The following is a 14,836-nucleotide window of genomic DNA, read 5'->3' on the forward strand; positions in this document are numbered from 1 at the left end:
CCTAGGGGCCTGTGCAGAGAGGGAATCGGGAGGCCGGGCGGGTTAGAGTAGATCGCCAGGTCGCGCGAGGGGAAAGGGACTCGGATGGGCCGACTCTCGCTCTCGCCGGAGCAACAAGCGGTGTTCGAGCTGATCGAGCACACCCGGGAGCACGTCTTCGTCACGGGGCGTGCCGGAACCGGCAAGTCGACGCTGCTCAACCACCTCTCCTGGAACACGGAGAAGTCGATCGTCATCGCCGCGCCGACCGGCGTCGCCGCGCTCAACGTCGGCGGGCAGACCATCCACTCGCTCTTCCGGCTGCCGATCGGGGTCATCGCCGATCACGACATCGAGCAGACCGCCGAGCTGCGCAAGCTCCTCAACACGATCGACACGCTCGTCATCGACGAGGTCTCGATGGTGAACGCCGACCTGATGGACGCGGTCGACCGCAGCCTGCGTCAGGCCAGGCAGCGCCCGGCTGAGCCGTTCGGCGGCGTGCAGGTGGTGCTGTTCGGCGACCCGTACCAGCTCGCCCCCGTGCCGGGCGACCAGGAGGAGCGCGCCTACTTCAGCGACACCTACCGGTCGATGTGGTTCTTCGACGCGAAGGTGTGGCGGGAGGCCGACCTCCGCATCGTGGAGCTGCTGCAGGTGCACCGCCAGCACGAGTCCGACTTCCGGTACATGCTCAACGCCGTGCGGCACGGGCAGGTCACGAAGGAGATCGCCGACCGGCTGAACGAGGTCGGCGCCCGACCCGCCCCCGACGACGGCACGATCACGCTCGCCACGCGCAACGACACGGTCAACCGCATCAACGCGCAGGCCCTCGAGCGTCTCCCCGGCCGGGCACTGACGGCGAAGGCCGAGATCAGCGGCGACTTCGGCGGCCGCAACTACCCCGCAGAGGAGAGCCTCGAGCTCAAGGTGGGCGCCCAGGTGATGTTCCTGCGCAACGACGTCGGTCAGGGCGACGGTCCGCGCTGGGTCAACGGCACGATCGGCACCGTGACGCGCATCGACTCCACGGTGTACGTGGACGTCGACGGCGAGATCCACGAGGTCGAGCCGACGATCTGGGAGAAGTTCCGCTACAGCTACTCCCCCGAGACCAAGAAGCTCACGAAGGACGTGGTGGCCGAGTTCACGCAGTTCCCGCTGCGGCTCGCGTGGGCGGTCACCATCCACAAGTCGCAGGGCAAGACGTACGACGCGGCCATCGTCGACCTGGGAACCCGCGCTTTCACCTCGGGGCAGACGTATGTGGCGCTCAGCCGCATCACCACGCTCGACGGGCTGTACCTGACGCGGCCGCTGCGGCCGAGCGACATCACGGTCGACCCGGACGTCGAGCGCTTCATGAGCGACGCCCGCCCGGTCCACGTGCCGCTGAGCGTGGCGAGCGCGGAGTCGAAGGCATAGGGAGAGCAGATGATCACGTTCGTGCTGGACTTCAGCGACGGTCAGCATGTGGAGACGACCGGCAACGGCGTCATCGGCCGCAACCCGGTCGTCCACTCCCCCGGCACCGAGTTCGACGACCCGGCGCACGTGGAGCTGATCACCGTCTCCGACGACGCGAAGTCCGTCTCACGCGCGCACCTGGCCTTCGGTCAGTACGACGACGTGTTCTGGGTGATGGACCTCGGGTCGGCGAACGGCACGACCATCGCGTATCCGGGCGACGGCACGTTCGCGTGCGACCCGAACACCCGGCACGAGGTCGACCCGGGCTCTATCGTCCGGTTCGGCAGCGGGAGCTTCGCCCTCAGCAGGCGCTGACCCGCACCGCCGACGGCGCGTCAGGCCGCGGCGGCCTTCGCGGCGGCGAGGTCGTTGAAGAGCTCCGTGTTGTAGCGGAAGGCGAGCCCGACCTCCGCGATCACGCGGTCGCGCTCCTCCTCCGTCCAGTCGACGGCGTCGAGCTGCGAGCGGTAGACGTCTTTGAACACCTTGGGCTTCGCGATGTCGGAGAACAGGTAGAAGCCGACGCCGTTCGTCTCGAAGCCGTACTGGCGCTGCAGGAGGGTGCGGATGATCTGCCCGCCGGAGAGGTCGCCGAGGTAGCGCGTGTAGTGGTGGGCGATGAAACCACCCGGCCAGTCGTGCCCGACCTCGCGGATGCGGGCCGTGTAGCGGAAGGTGCTCGGCAACGGCGAGATGCGGTCGCGCCAGTCGTCGCCGAGCAGGAACTCGAGGTCGGCCTCGATGGCCGGGAGGCGGGTCAGCTTCGGGGTGATGAAGAGCGCCGCGACCGGGTCCCCGGCCATGTTGACCGCGGCCTCCTCGAGCGCCTCGTAGATGAAGTAGTGCTGGGCCAGGAGGTGGATGTAGTCCTCGCGGCTGCCCTTGCCGCTCATGAGGTCCTGCATGAAGGTCGCGCCCTCGCTCTCCTCGTGAACGGAACGGGTGCGCTCGCGGAGCGCCTGCGAGAAGGGGATCAGTTCGGCCATTCGGGTCTCCTGGTCAGGTAAGGCTTACCTAAATATGACGGATCCGGGTCCATCCGTCAAGCTGCGCGGACGCGACGAGGCCGGGCGACTGACTCGCCCGGCCTCCCGCAGATCGTTCCGTCAGTTGAAGGTGACGACGACCTTGTCATCCTTGACCGAGATGTCGGCGCTGATGTATCCCGCGCGGCCGGTCAGGTTCTCCGTCGCCGGATTGCCGCGGTAGTCCGATCCCGTCAGCACGGCGGTGAACGAACCGTCCCCGATCTTGAACTGGTAGTACGAGTCGCTGTCGCCGACCTCGACCTTCGGCGACTCGACGACGGTGACGGCGACGGTCGATCCCGAGGCCGGCATGTTGGACGGGAAGCTGAGGTCGATCCCGCAGTCCTCCACGTCGTAGTAGGCGGTCTTGGTCGCGCACTCCGCGTAGTGGGCGTCGACCTGCTTCTGTACCTCGGCGATGTACGCCGCGGACGGCGTGAGGTCGAGCTTCAGGTCGGCGTAGGATCCCGCTGCGACGGTGAGCGTGGGCGAGCCCGCCAGGTCGTAGTACTTGTTCGGCGCGCCGAGCGAGTAGACGCCCGGGTACGCCGAGACCTCGGAATCGTCGGACGTGATGGTCTGCTTGGCGCCGTCCACCGTGAATCCGGCGATCGACGACGAGACGTAGGGCAGCTGGTAGACGAGTCCACGGCTGACGTACCAGCCCTTGTCGTCCTTGTCGAGCTCGATGGTGTCGCGGTACGTCTTGCCCGCGAGCTTGTAGGCGACCGAGACCTGGGTCTGGTCGGAGCTGCGGCTCGAGAGCGTGCGCGTGACGGCCGGGTCCGAGATGTGCTTCGCCTTCGCGAGCACGGCGTCGGTGAGCAGGAAGTCGGACGAGTCGGCGCGGGCGAGTTTGTTGGCCGCCGACGCGTCGCCCTTCGCGATGTCGTGGAGGTACTCCTCGGCGACGCTCTTCGCGCCGTTGCCGCCGAGCAGGGAGATGAAGAGCACGATGGCGACGACGATGACCACGACCAGTGCGACCGCGCCTCCGATCACCCACCACACCCACGGTCGGATCCCCGTCTTCGTGCCGGGCGCGGGGGCGTACGGGTTGGGCGCGGGGGCGTACGCGACGGGCGCGTCAGGGGCGGCGGGCGGCGCGGCGGGCGCCTCGGGCCCGGCCGGTGCCGCGGGTGCCGCGGGCGGCTCCCCCGTCGGGTTCTGGCTCTGGTCGCCGGGCGGAGTGGTCGGGTCGGTCACGGGATCCCCCTGTCATCGTGTGCTTCTGGTGTCGGCTCATGCCGGGGCCCGGCGCGCGTGCGCGGACATCGGCGTGCGGCCGACGGCCGGCAGGCGGATGACGGAATCCCCGAGTTCCTGGGAACAGCCTATGGGGAGAGTCGTGAGGGGGACAAAGCGGGCGCGCCCCGCCGTCAGTGGTGGTGGCCGACCTTCACCGCGGCGTAGCCCGCGTCGGTCAGGCCGAGCGCGGGGATCGTGACCGCGCAGACGGCCGAGGCGCTCAGGGCCAGGGCGGCGACGAAGCGCAACGCTCCGGTGTGCTGGGAGGCAGGGCGGGCCCTCCGCAGCACCACGGCGCTGACGGCGGCGACGGCCACATCGAGCAGCGACGCGACGGCCATCGGCAGCAGCGGGAGGCTGATCACCGTGCCCGAGCTGGCGGTGGCGCCGACGACGGCGAGTGCCGCCCACAGTCCGACCGGCACGAGGGCCAGGGCGGGGACGAGACGGAAGAGGAGGGGTCGGTCGCGCGCGAGCGTCGAGACCGACCAGCCGAGCTCCGCCACCGCGACGGCCAGGAGCACGACGAGGAGCGGAAGAGGTGCGCTGGGGGCGAGCGCTGCGTGAAGCAGGCCCGCCCCCAGTGCGGCCACGGCGAGGAACGCCCGGGCCGGAGGGGCGACCGGGGTTCCTGACATCCTGCTCAAGGGAGCCGTGGCCATGTCGGTCAGACGGCTGCCGGAGTGGAGCGCACGGTCCGCTCGGCACCGAGACCGACACCGAGGAGCACGATCGCGCTCGCCAAGTGGAGGAAGTGGTCGGGAGTGTTGAGCGCGAGGATGTTCGCGCCCGTCCCGACCAGGAAGAAGCCGACGATGCCGAGCAGCAGGTAGACGGCGCCGACGGTCGTGTTGACCGCCTTCGCGGCCGCTGCCCGGGTGAGGCCGGCGATGAGCAGCGCCGCACCGATCAGCAGGTGGGCGATGTTGTGGAGCGGGTTGACCTCGAAGATGCCGAGGAGCAGCCCGCCCTTGGTGGCCACGAAGCCGACGCCGCCGGTGAAGGCGAAGCCGAGCAGGCCGACGAGCAGGTAGACGGCGCCGAAGATGGTGGCGACGAGACGGTTCGGTGATGTGCGCATGGTTCGTTCCTCCTTGGACGGCGCACGGTTGCGCGCCTCATCTGGTCTTCGCAGCACGCGCGGAATCGGATTGGCGGACCGGCCGGACGGCTCTTCGCGCCCCCTCGTGCCCGGGCTAGAATCCGTACGACAGCACCACGACGACGGGGGAGTCCATGCGCGGAGCGAACCGGATCGGACGGGCCGTCCTCGCGGCCACGGCCGGGATGCTCCTGCTCGCCGTGGCAGGCTGCACCTCGTCCGCCGCGACCGATCTGCCCACGCAGCGACCGGGCGGATTCAGCGCCGATGTGCAGAAGCGACTGGACGGCGCCCTCACGGACGCCATGACTCTCGCCGACGCGTCGGCCGGGTTCGCCGGGGTGTGGGCTCCCTGGGCCGGCAGCTGGACGGCCGCCACCGGCACGACGACCCGCGGCGGCCCGAAGCCCGTCACCGAGGCCATGACCTTCCGGATCGGGCAGAACACCGTCCCGATGACGTGCTCGGTCCTCCTCGATCTGGTGGATGACGGCACGATGGGCCTCGACGACCCGCTGACCAAGTGGGTGCCCGGCCTCGTCGGCGTCGAAGGCGTCACCATGCGAGAGCTCTGCCAGGGGACCTCCGGCCTCGGGGACTATTCCGCCCAGCTCAGCAGCCGCATGCTGATGAACCCGACTCGGCAGTGGCCGCCGCTCGAGCTGGCGAGCGAGGGCATCGCCGCTCCGCGGACGGGGAAGCCGGGCGAGAACTACTCCCCCGCCCGCACCAACGCCGTGCTCGTCGGCATGGCCGTGCGCAACGCCGCGGGCAGCGATTGGCCCGACCTCTACGAGTCGCATGTCTTCGGGCCGCTCGGGATGGACGCGAGCGCCCTGCCCGCCTCCTCCATCCTCGCCGTCCCCGGGCCGCATCCCGCCGGGTACGCCGCCGGCGTCGACGGCGCGGGAGCGGTGGTCTGCGAGCCGATGCGCGACGTCTCGCACCTCTCTCCGTCGATGGGCTGGACCGCCGGCGGCGTCGTCTCGAACCTCCACGACCTGAAGGCGTTCAGCGAGGCGCTCGCGGCAGGCTCGCTGCGCGGCGACAAGACGGCCGACGCCCAGATGAAGGGCGTGGCGAGCGGAGCCTCCTGGCAGAAGCAGGGGCTCGGCGTGCAGCTGCTCGGCCCGCTGCGCGGCAGCAGCGGGGCCATCCCGGGCTATCTGTCGGCGATGTACACGGACCCGGCCTCGGGCCTCACGGTCGTCGTCGCACTGAACAACTCGACACCGGGCGCCGGGTTCGCCCAGGCGCTGGCGCAACGGCTCTCGTCCATCGTCTCCAAGGTCCCGGCCGCGGCGAAGGGGACCAAGGTCGTCGACGCGCTCCCCTGGTCGGAGGCGCAGACGGTGGACGCGATGACGAAGTCGGCGCCGTGCCCGGCGAAGGCGCCGGAAGCGGGCAAGTAGGAGCGGTCGCCCGTCGCTCAGGCGCCCGCGAGGGCGGCCAGCTCGGCGCGTACGGGGAACGCGTCGTCGTCGAGCACGAGCTGCACGGCGGCGCCGGTCTCGCGGTTCACGACGATCGGCGCGAGCAGGTTGACGGTGCTGCCCTGCAGCGACGGGGTCACGACGACCAGGAGCAGTGCCTGCTCCGCGGCCGCGATGCCCAGTTCGACGGCGCGGTCGTCGGGCAGCTCCGGCGAGTAGCCAGGGAGGTGGCGCTCCGCGTCGATCGTGAAGAGCCGGATCTCCGGGCGCTCGGTCGAGGCCAGCGTGTAGAGGCCGGCGGCTCCGTCGACGGCGGTCAGCTCGAACGCGGCGAGCGGCTCCAGGCCGGGAGGCGGCGTGACGAACGCGACGGCGCTCATCGGAGGAAGTCCATCAGCGTCGGCTGCAGCACGCGGGCCGTGACGGCGATCGCGGTCTGGTAGTTGACGTCCTGCGTCTTGAGGTCGAGGAGCACCTTGCTCAGGTCGACGTCCTCGAGGCTCGACCGCTGCGCCTCCAGCGCGTTCGCACCGACGGCGAGGGTGTCCTTCGCCTTGTCGAGGCGCGTCTGCCGACCGCCGATCTCCGCGTGCTCTCCCACGATCGCCTTCATCCTGTCGTCGATCCCGCCCAGGCGGGGGCCGACGTTCACCCCCGTCCGCAGATCGTTCGAGATGCCGTCGATCAGGGCGAACACCGAGCCGGAGCCGGTTCCGAAGACCGCGGCGCCGTCCGCATCCACCCGCACCGTCGTGTCCGGGCCGATCCTGCGCTCCACTGTACTTCCCGCCGCTCCGGTGAAGGAGTAGTCGGGCTGGAAGGCGACGCCGGCGTCGGAGTTGCCGGCGAAGACGGTGCGGCCGAGGTAGGTGGTGTTCGCCAGCGAGAGCAGCGACTTCTTGAGGCCGTCGAGCTCGGTGGCGATCGCCTCCTTCGCCTCGGCGGACAGCGCGCCGTCGTTCGCGCCCGTGACGGTCAGGTCGCGCACGCGGCGCATGATGTCCTCGACCGAGCTGAGCGTGGAGTCGGCGGTGGTGAGCCAGGCGTCGCCGTTGTCGACGTTGCGCTGGTACTGCGCCGTCGCGGCCTGGTCGGCCCGCACGCCGAGCGCGCTCGCCGTGGCCGTCGGGTCGTCCGACGGCTTGGTGATCTGCTGGCGGCTGGTCGCCTGGTCGTAGAGCTGCGCCTGGCGCTGCAGGCTCAGCTGCAGGTTGCGCTGCGCGGTGAGCGTCTGCGTGGCGTTCGTCACACGGGTGAACACGGATTACCTCCCGACCAGTCCGGTGTGGTTGATGAGCACGTCGAGCGCCTCGTCCACAGCCGTCATCACGCGTGCCGCACCCTGGTAGGCGTGCTGGAACGCGAGCATGTTCATGTTCTCCTCGTCGAGGTCGACGGAGGAGTTGGCCAGCAGCGCACTGGTGGCCGAGCTCGCGGAGAGCGCGGCCAGGTCGCCCTGCTGCTGCGCGACCTTGCTCGCGACGCCGATGCGCACCACGAACGCGGACCACTGCTTGTCGACGGCGTTCGTGCCGGTGCCGAGCTTCGCGATCGCGTCGGCGACGCTCCCGTCGCTGCCGCCGGCTCCCGGCGTCCCCGTGGCGATCTGCGAGACATCCGTCGGCACGACCGAGAGCCCGAGGGCCGCCGGCTTGCTCGCGTCGATGGCGAAGAAGTCGAGGCCGGTCGTGCCGGAGCTGGTCGAACCCGTGCGGTGGATGTCGTTGACGCGCTGGGCGATCGTCACAGCGAAGCTGTTGTAGCCGGCGGCGGCCTCGGCGAGCACTCCTCCGGTGCCGGACGCGTCGGCGGGGGCGAGTGTCGAGACGGCTCCCGCGATCGAGCCGCCCTCCATCGCGATCGCGACGCCGGGCCGGTACGACCATTCCAGCCGCAACGGGTCGCCGGCCGCATCGCTCATCCGCTGCGCACCGGCGAGCGCGACGGTCTTCGCCTCGGTGCCCTGCACCAGGGCGTTCCCGGCGACCAGCACATCCACGGTCCCGTCCTCGTTGGCCCGGACCACTCCCCCGGCCAGTGAGGCGATCTTCGTGGTCAGGGTGTCCCGCTGGTCCATCAGCTCGTTGGCCGAGTCGCCTGCGGCGAGAGCCGACCGGATGCGGCCGTTGAGCTCGGCGACGGCGCTCGCCGCGGAGTTCAGGTCGTCGACCATGCCGCTCGCCTGCGTGCGCAGCGCCGTCCACTGGTCGTCGACCGCCTGGTACCCCTGGGCGATCTGGGTGACGAGGCTGCCGGCCTGCCCGAGCAGCACGCCCGCGGGGGCCTGCTCGCCCGCCTGGTTGGAGACGTCGCCCCACGCCGACCAGAACTTCTGGAGCTGGGCGGAGATGCCGTTGGTGCCGGGCTCGTTGAGCGAGGACTCGAGGGTGGCGAGCGCCTGGGCCCGGGTGCCGGAGTAGCCGGCCACGGCGGACGTGGTGCGCACGCGCGAGCTCAGCGCCGCGTCGTCGAGCCGCTGGACGCCGCCGACGAACACGCCCTGACCGGGCTTCACTCCCCCGCTGAACAGGCCGGTCGATCCGAGCGGCGCGACGGCCGTGGTCGAGACCCGCTGGCGGGTGTAGCCGGCGGTGTTCGCGTTGACCAGGTTCTGCCCGACGACGTCGAGGCCCGCCTTGGCCGCGACCAGGCCGGTGTACGCGGTGTTCAGACCGCTGAAGGTGCTCATCCCGCTACGCCTCCGTGTCGAAGAATCGTGCGCCGCCGTCGCCGGACCGGCTCTCGCCCGCCGACCCGTACAGACCGGGGTCGCCCGCGGCGGAGAGGCCGCTCAGCGTCTCCTGCGTGGAGCGGGAGGCCTCGCGCAGCAAGCGCTCGTTGATGTCGCGCACCTCGGCGATCTGACCGGTCAGCTCGATCATCGCCGCCAGGTGGGAGCCGAAGATGTCGGACCAGATGCCGTCCGGCGCCGCCGTGGCGAGCTCCCGCAGGGTCGCGTCCGGCCCGAGACCCCAGCCCTCGGCCACCTCGGCGACCTCGACGGTGCGGGTCAGGCCGACGACGCGCATCCGCTCCATGACCTGCTCGACCTCACGGGTGGCGTGGGAGATCCAGCGCGACTTGCCGGCGATGAGCAGGAGCTGCTCCTCCTCCAGCTTGAACAGCAGCAGCTCCAGGAGCTCGCGCTCCTTCCAGAGCTGCGCGGACAGTTCGCTCGCGGCCATGTCGCTCCTGACTTCCTCGTGAGTCGTTGTGCGCACGCGGTCCCCTCGGGTGACGGAGACGACGGGCGGAATGCCCGTCGACACAAGGGACAATCGGCACCGGTGGCCTCGATGTTAGGGGCGGGAGGCTGCGAATACCCTCAGTGCGGAGCGCCGATCCACAGCATCCCCTTATCAGGTTCACAGGTCGTATCCGTGGATGTGAGTATTCCCATTTTTGGGGGTGCGTTCTGCCCTGTAGTGGGGGCATCGGAGGCGCGACCGGAGTGCGTCCGCGTTGTTACCGTGAACACGGAAGACCCCTAGCACCCGCTCGGCACCCGACCCAGCCCGAGCATCAACAGCACCGCCCGAGTACCCGTTCCGCCCGATCCTGGAGGGCCGGATTCGTGGTACCCGTCCGATGAAGAGGGGTCGCACGCGTGAACCGCAACGAACGAAACGCGCTCGTCGTAGACAACCTGCCACTGGTGGGCTACCTGGTCTCCGACCTGGTCTCGCGCGCCACGCACCTGTCCAGGGACGACCTGGCCTCGGCGGGCTCCCTCGCTCTGGTGACCGCCGCCGACGCGTACGACGCATCGACCGGTGTGCCGTTCGGCGCATACGCCCGCACCCGCATCCTCGGCGCCCTCGCCGACGAGCTGCGCGCGAGCGACTGGGCGACCCGCTCCGCGCGCAAGCGCATCAAGGAGACGGTCGCGGTGCGCGAGAGCCTCACGGCCGCCCTCGGCCGCACCCCCACCGTCGAGGAGATCGCCGACGCGCTCGGCGTCGACCGCCAGACGGCCGCGGCCGGCCTCGCCGACGCCGCCCGCACCGTCACCGCCCTCGACGAGACCATCGAGCCGCTGCTCGTCTCCGACACCGTCGGGCCGGAGGAGTCGTTGATGACCGGCGAGCGCACCGCCTACGTGCGCGCCGCCGTCGCCGCCCTCCCCGACCGGATGCGCTCCATCGTGGAGGCCATCTACTTCGACGACCGCACGGTCACCGAGATCGCCGAGGAGCTCGGGATCACCCACTCGGCCGTGTCGCAGCAGCGGTCGGAGGCCATCCGCCTGATGCGCGAGGGCATGGCGACCCACTACGCCGACGAAGGCGACCCCGAGGTCATCGAGGCCAAGACCTCCCAGGCCCGCCGCAGCGCCTACCTGGCCCGGCTGGCGCAGCACGCCGTCGCGCACCTCGGCGCCCACCCGGCGCCGCTCTCCCCCACCTCGCCCACGTCCGTCCGCGCCTCCTGACACCAGCGCCCGCTCGCGCGGGCCGGTGCCTAACGGAGCCGACGGGACGGCCGATAGAAGGGTTTGCGGACCACGGATGGGCCGCGAACATCAAGCCCGGATCATGGAGGAAACATCATGGGTATGCAGATCAACACCAACATCGCGGCCAACAACGCCTACCGCAACCTGAACAACACGCAGAGCGACCTCTCGAAGTCGCTCGAGAAGCTGTCCAGCGGCCTCCGCATCAACCGTGCGGCGGACGACGCGGCGGGCCTGGCCATCTCGGAGGGCCTGAAGTCGCAGGTCGGCGGCATCACCGTCGCCGCCCGCAACGCTCAGGACGGCATCAGCGTCGTGCAGACCGCTGAAGGCCAGCTGACCGAAGTCCACTCGATCCTGCAGCGCGTGCGCGACCTGGCCGTCCAGGCCGGCAACGACTCGAACAACGCCGACTCGCGCGGCGCCATCAAGACCGAGGTCGACCAGCTGACCAGCGAGCTCACCCGCATCTCGGGCAGCGCCAACTTCAACGGCATCAAGCTGCTCGACGGCTCGAACGCGTCGCTGACCTTCCAGGTCGGCGCCGGTGACACCGCGGCCAACGACCAGATCTCGGTCGACCTGTCCGGCGCGAACGTCGCCACCGTCGCAACCGCGGTCGGTGCCCTGACGTTCGACTCGGCGGCCAACGCCCTGACCTCGATCACGGCTCTCGACACGCAGATCAAGAACGTGTCGACCGCCCGCGCGAGCCTGGGTGCCGTGCAGAACCGCTTCGAGAGCGCGATCCGCAGCCTCAACGTCTCCAAGGAGAACCTGTCGGCCGCGTCGTCCCGCATCACCGACACCGACATGGCGGAGGAGATGGTGAAGTACACCCGCTCCAACATCCTGTCGCAGGCCGGTACCGCGATGCTCGCCCAGGCCAACCAGTCGGGCCAGGGCGTTCTGCAGCTGCTCCGCTAGTCGACGGGCTAGTCCGCTAGCCCTCGTCCAGCCGCAGTGAAGGCGGCCGGGATGCGATGCCCCAAAGCGCATCCCGGCCGCCGCACCGCTCCACCAGCACCACCGGCACCACCCGCACCACCAGCAGCAGCACCAGCCACCGCCGTCCAGCAGGGAGGGATCACCGATGGGAATGGCCGTCGACGGTCTGATCAGTGGTCTGAACACCACGGATCTGATCAACCAGCTCATGCAGGCGGAGGCTGTCCCGCAGACCCTGCTGAAGAACAAGGTCACCGACTCCACGACCTACATCACGGCGATGCAGTCGCTGAACACCAAGGTGGCGGCTCTCGCCGATCTGGCGGGCAAGACCGCCAAGCCGGCGGCGAGCGACCTCCACACGGCCACCTCGAGCTCCGACAAGGTCGTCGTGACCGCGGGCACCGGCGCGGTGGACGGCACCATCGACTTCACGGTCGACACGGTGGCCCAGTCGCAGGTCACCGTCACCGGCCCGCTCACCCAGTGGCCGGACGAGCCGCCCGTCCTCACCTTCGTCGCAGCGGACGGCACGATGAAGCAGATCACCGCCAGCAGCTCGTCGCTCGCCGACGTCGCCGCGGCGATCAACAAGGCCGGGGTGGGCGTGACCGCCACCCGCGTGGCCGCGGGCCTCGACCCGTCGACCGGTGAGAAGCTCTACCGCCTCCAGCTCAGCTCGACGAAGACCGGTGCCGAGGGGTCCTTCACCGCCTACCGCGGGTCGACAGCCGACGTCTCGGCCGGCACCGCGACGAACCTGCTCACCGAACCCGGTGCCGCCCAGGTCCGCCAGGCCCAGGACGCCTCGATCACCCTGTGGAGCGGCACGGGCGCCGCCCAGACGGTCACCTCGTCGACCAACACCTTCGCCGACGTCCTGCCGGGCGTCTCCCTGACGGTGAGCGCAGCCTCCACGACTCCCGTCACGCTGACCGTGGCGCGCGACGACAAGGCGATCTCGGACGTCGCGAAATCCCTGGTCACGAGCCTCAACGACATCTTCGCGCTGATCGCGACCAAGCAGGCGGTGACCACGACCACCGATGCCGCCGGCGGCACCGTCGTCACGGCGGGCACCTTCACCGGCGACTCCACGGTGCGCGACGCAAACCAGAAGCTGCTCGACGCGGCCTCCGCGCCCATCGACGGCATCTCCCCCTCGACCTACGGCATCTCCATCACGAGCGACGGCAACATGACGTTCGACGCCGACAAGTTCGCGGCGGCGCTCGCCGCGGACCCGGAGAAGGTGAAGGCGGCCGTCGCGGCCGTGGCCCAGCGCGTCGCGGATGCTGCCACGGCGGCGAGCGACAAGTACGACGGCACGATCACCACCAAGATCACCGGCGAGCAGTCGACCGTCAAGAGCCTCAACTCGCAGATCACCGACTGGGACACGCGCCTCGCCGATCGGCGCAGCAGTCTCGAGAAGACCTACGCGAACCTCGAGGTCAACCTCCAGAAGCTCCAGTCGCAGTCGAACTGGCTGACCGGCCAGCTGGCCTCCCTCTCGACGAGCTCGTGATGACGATGCTCAACTCCGCCGCCGCCAAGCTCTCCGCCTACAACCGGGACAGCGTGCTCTCGGCCAGCCCCGCGCGGCTGCTGACGATGCTCTACGACCGGCTCGTGCTCGACCTGACGCGCGCCGAGGCGGCCCTGACGGCCGACAACTGGCCGATCGCCTGGGAGAACCTGCGGCACGCCGATCAGATCGTCGCCGAGCTCGCCTCGAGCCTGCGCGTGGACCTGTGGAACGGTGCCGACGGCCTCCTGCAGCTGTACACCTACCTGGCCGAGCTGATCGTCGACGTGACCGTCGAGCGCGACGCCGCCAAGGTGCGGGAGGCGATCGACCTCGTCGAGCCGCTGCGCCAGGCCTGGCACGAGGCCGCCGCGGCGATCCCGGCCGCCGGCGCGGGTGCGAGCGGGAGCGACCTCGGTGTCGCCTGAGCAGGACTCCCCCGCGGTCGAGGCTGCGACGGTCGACGCCGCCGGGGCCTGGGCCGACGCGCTCGAGCGGATGGAGGCCGAGCTCCACCGCGCGCTCGCGCAGGCCGAGCCCGTGCCGTGGCGTCCGCCGATCGCGCTGGGACCCATCCCGCCCGAGCTGCACGACCGTGCCGCCCGCCTGCTGGAGGCTCAACTGCACACCATCCGCTACCTCGAGGACGTGCGCCAGACGACGGCGAAGCACCTGGCCGCCGTGAAGTCCGTGCCCCGCACCGAGCAGGGCCCGCGGCCGGTGTATTTCGACCTGCTCGGCTGATCGAGCGCGTCGCTTCTGCTCATATGAGCAGCACTCTTAATCGTCGCTCGCGTGCCGCGGAGGGCGCTCCGGGCGTGTCCGCGGCCGTCATCGGCTGTTCAAGACCCGTTCACCGGGTGGGGGTGAACCGGGGAGTCCACGACACTGCGTGTTCCCAGAGTTGTCCACCTGTGGATAACTCTGGGGAGAAGTGGTGGATGGAGGGGCGAAAAGTGTGGAGGACACGCGCGAGATGTGTGGAGACTCAGAACACACAGAAAACCAAAAGGCCCACTGATCAGCAAGAACGCGCGAAAATCGCGCGGATCGAACATCCCTTCGAAACCACAGGCGTGTAATTCACACCCCTGTTGAAGCTGTGGATGACCCTGTGGGTATACCTCTTCCGGAGGGGAAAAATCCACACTTTCCACACCGTGATCCTGCGTGCGTGGACGACTCGCGCACATCTTGCTAACGGCGTCGCCGGAGCGGCCGATAGAGCACGCTGAGCACGGATCGCTCGACGACCAGGCCACGGATGAGCCGCCAGACCTCGATGGAGTGCAGCTGTGCTCGAATCCGTGACCAGTGCCGCCCTCGCGAGCGCCCTCGACGGCCTCGCCGCACGGCAGCGGGCGATCGCCAACAACATCGCCAACGTCAACACCCCCGGCTACACCGCCGAGCGCGTCTCGTTCGAGGACGCGCTGGCGCGCTCCGTCGCCGAGCACGACGGCCACACCACCGCGACGACCGCGCGCTCGCTCGAGCCGACGCGTCTCGACGGCAACAACGTGAACCTCGACACCGAGACCCTCTCCAACGTGGACACCGTCCTGCGCTTCCAGTTCGCCTCCCAGGCGGCGGGCGGCACGTTCACGGCGATCCGCTCCGCGCTGCGGACGAGCTGACAGG

Annotated in this window: 17 protein-coding genes; 9 read left to right on the forward strand and 8 right to left on the reverse strand. The window is 70.0% G+C overall.

Features of this window, described 5'->3' with window-relative positions; genetic code table 11:
• The first annotated feature begins 84 nt into the window (after positions 1-84).
• Positions 85-1,407 (forward strand): ATP-dependent DNA helicase, encoded by a 1,323-nt coding sequence (locus HNR14_RS08635; RefSeq protein WP_179700704.1) that lies wholly within the window; start codon positions 85-87, stop codon positions 1,405-1,407.
• A 9-nt stretch (positions 1,408-1,416) separates the two neighbouring features.
• Positions 1,417-1,767: an FHA domain-containing protein gene (locus HNR14_RS08640; protein ID WP_021760175.1), complete on the forward strand. Its 351-nt coding sequence runs from the start codon at positions 1,417-1,419 to the stop codon at positions 1,765-1,767.
• A 20-nt stretch (positions 1,768-1,787) separates the two neighbouring features.
• Here the strand turns inward: HNR14_RS08640 and HNR14_RS08645 are convergent, their stop codons facing one another.
• From HNR14_RS08645 to HNR14_RS08660, 4 genes are all read right to left on the reverse strand, one after another.
• Positions 1,788-2,438, reverse strand: coding sequence for a biliverdin-producing heme oxygenase (locus HNR14_RS08645; RefSeq protein WP_021760177.1), 651 nt, complete (start codon positions 2,436-2,438; stop codon positions 1,788-1,790).
• 120 nt (positions 2,439-2,558) lie between these two features.
• The gene (locus HNR14_RS08650; RefSeq protein ID WP_179700705.1) at positions 2,559-3,686 is read right to left on the reverse strand and encodes a nuclear transport factor 2 family protein; all 1,128 of its coding nucleotides are present in this window, start codon (positions 3,684-3,686) and stop codon (positions 2,559-2,561) included.
• A gap of 173 nt (positions 3,687-3,859) precedes the next feature.
• On the reverse strand, positions 3,860-4,366 hold the full coding sequence (locus tag HNR14_RS08655) for a hypothetical protein (protein ID WP_179700706.1): 507 nt from the start codon (positions 4,364-4,366) through the stop codon (positions 3,860-3,862).
• 29 nt (positions 4,367-4,395) lie between these two features.
• Positions 4,396-4,809 carry a DUF4383 domain-containing protein gene (locus HNR14_RS08660; protein ID WP_021757536.1) on the reverse strand — a complete coding sequence of 138 codons (414 nt, stop codon included), beginning with the start codon at positions 4,807-4,809 and terminating at the stop codon, positions 4,396-4,398.
• 155 nt (positions 4,810-4,964) lie between these two features.
• Between HNR14_RS08660 and HNR14_RS08665 the strand changes: the two genes are divergently transcribed.
• On the forward strand, positions 4,965-6,242 hold the full coding sequence (locus tag HNR14_RS08665) for a serine hydrolase domain-containing protein (RefSeq protein ID WP_179700707.1): 1,278 nt from the start codon (positions 4,965-4,967) through the stop codon (positions 6,240-6,242).
• 17 nt (positions 6,243-6,259) lie between these two features.
• Here the strand turns inward: HNR14_RS08665 and fliW are convergent, their stop codons facing one another.
• From fliW to flgN, 4 genes are read right to left on the reverse strand one after another with little or no spacing between them, the layout of a single operon-like run.
• Positions 6,260-6,643, reverse strand: coding sequence for a flagellar assembly protein FliW (fliW, locus tag HNR14_RS08670; protein ID WP_179700708.1), 384 nt, complete (start codon positions 6,641-6,643; stop codon positions 6,260-6,262).
• Entirely contained in the window at positions 6,640-7,524 is an 885-nt protein-coding gene (gene flgL / locus HNR14_RS08675) for a flagellar hook-associated protein FlgL (RefSeq protein WP_179700709.1), read from the reverse strand. Before flgL ends, fliW begins: the two co-directional genes overlap by 4 nt.
• Before the next feature lie 3 nt (positions 7,525-7,527).
• Positions 7,528-8,952, reverse strand: coding sequence for a flagellar hook-associated protein FlgK (gene flgK, locus HNR14_RS08680; RefSeq protein WP_179700710.1), 1,425 nt, complete (start codon positions 8,950-8,952; stop codon positions 7,528-7,530).
• A 4-nt stretch (positions 8,953-8,956) separates the two neighbouring features.
• Positions 8,957-9,448 carry a flagellar export chaperone FlgN gene (flgN, locus tag HNR14_RS08685; protein ID WP_179700711.1) on the reverse strand — a complete coding sequence of 164 codons (492 nt, stop codon included), beginning with the start codon at positions 9,446-9,448 and terminating at the stop codon, positions 8,957-8,959.
• Between the two features lie 422 nt (positions 9,449-9,870).
• Between flgN and HNR14_RS08690 the strand changes: the two genes are divergently transcribed.
• The 6 genes from HNR14_RS08690 (at position 9,871) to HNR14_RS08715 (ending at position 14,832) form a co-directional block, all read left to right on the forward strand.
• The gene (locus HNR14_RS08690; RefSeq protein WP_179700712.1) at positions 9,871-10,695 is read left to right on the forward strand and encodes a sigma-70 family RNA polymerase sigma factor; all 825 of its coding nucleotides are present in this window, start codon (positions 9,871-9,873) and stop codon (positions 10,693-10,695) included.
• A 117-nt stretch (positions 10,696-10,812) separates the two neighbouring features.
• Positions 10,813-11,646, forward strand: a complete 834-nt coding sequence (locus tag HNR14_RS08695) for a flagellin N-terminal helical domain-containing protein (RefSeq protein WP_218874998.1) — start codon at positions 10,813-10,815, stop codon at positions 11,644-11,646.
• 166 nt (positions 11,647-11,812) lie between these two features.
• Positions 11,813-13,195: a flagellar filament capping protein FliD gene (gene fliD / locus HNR14_RS08700; protein WP_179700713.1), complete on the forward strand. Its 1,383-nt coding sequence runs from the start codon at positions 11,813-11,815 to the stop codon at positions 13,193-13,195.
• Positions 13,195-13,623 (forward strand): flagellar export chaperone FliS, encoded by a 429-nt coding sequence (fliS, locus tag HNR14_RS08705; protein ID WP_179700714.1) that lies wholly within the window; start codon positions 13,195-13,197, stop codon positions 13,621-13,623. Before fliD ends, fliS begins: the two co-directional genes overlap by 1 nt.
• A complete protein-coding gene (locus HNR14_RS08710) occupies positions 13,613-13,939 on the forward strand; it encodes a hypothetical protein (protein ID WP_246311547.1) in 327 nt (108 codons plus the stop codon). The genes fliS and HNR14_RS08710 overlap by 11 nt, the downstream gene beginning before the upstream one ends.
• Before the next feature lie 551 nt (positions 13,940-14,490).
• A complete protein-coding gene (locus HNR14_RS08715) occupies positions 14,491-14,832 on the forward strand; it encodes a flagellar basal body rod protein FlgB (RefSeq protein ID WP_021763781.1) in 342 nt (113 codons plus the stop codon).
• Positions 14,833-14,836 lie beyond the last annotated feature (4 nt).

The organism is Leifsonia naganoensis (assembly GCF_013410615.1).
GTDB classification, from domain to species: Bacteria; Actinomycetota; Actinomycetes; order Actinomycetales; family Microbacteriaceae; genus Leifsonia; species Leifsonia aquatica.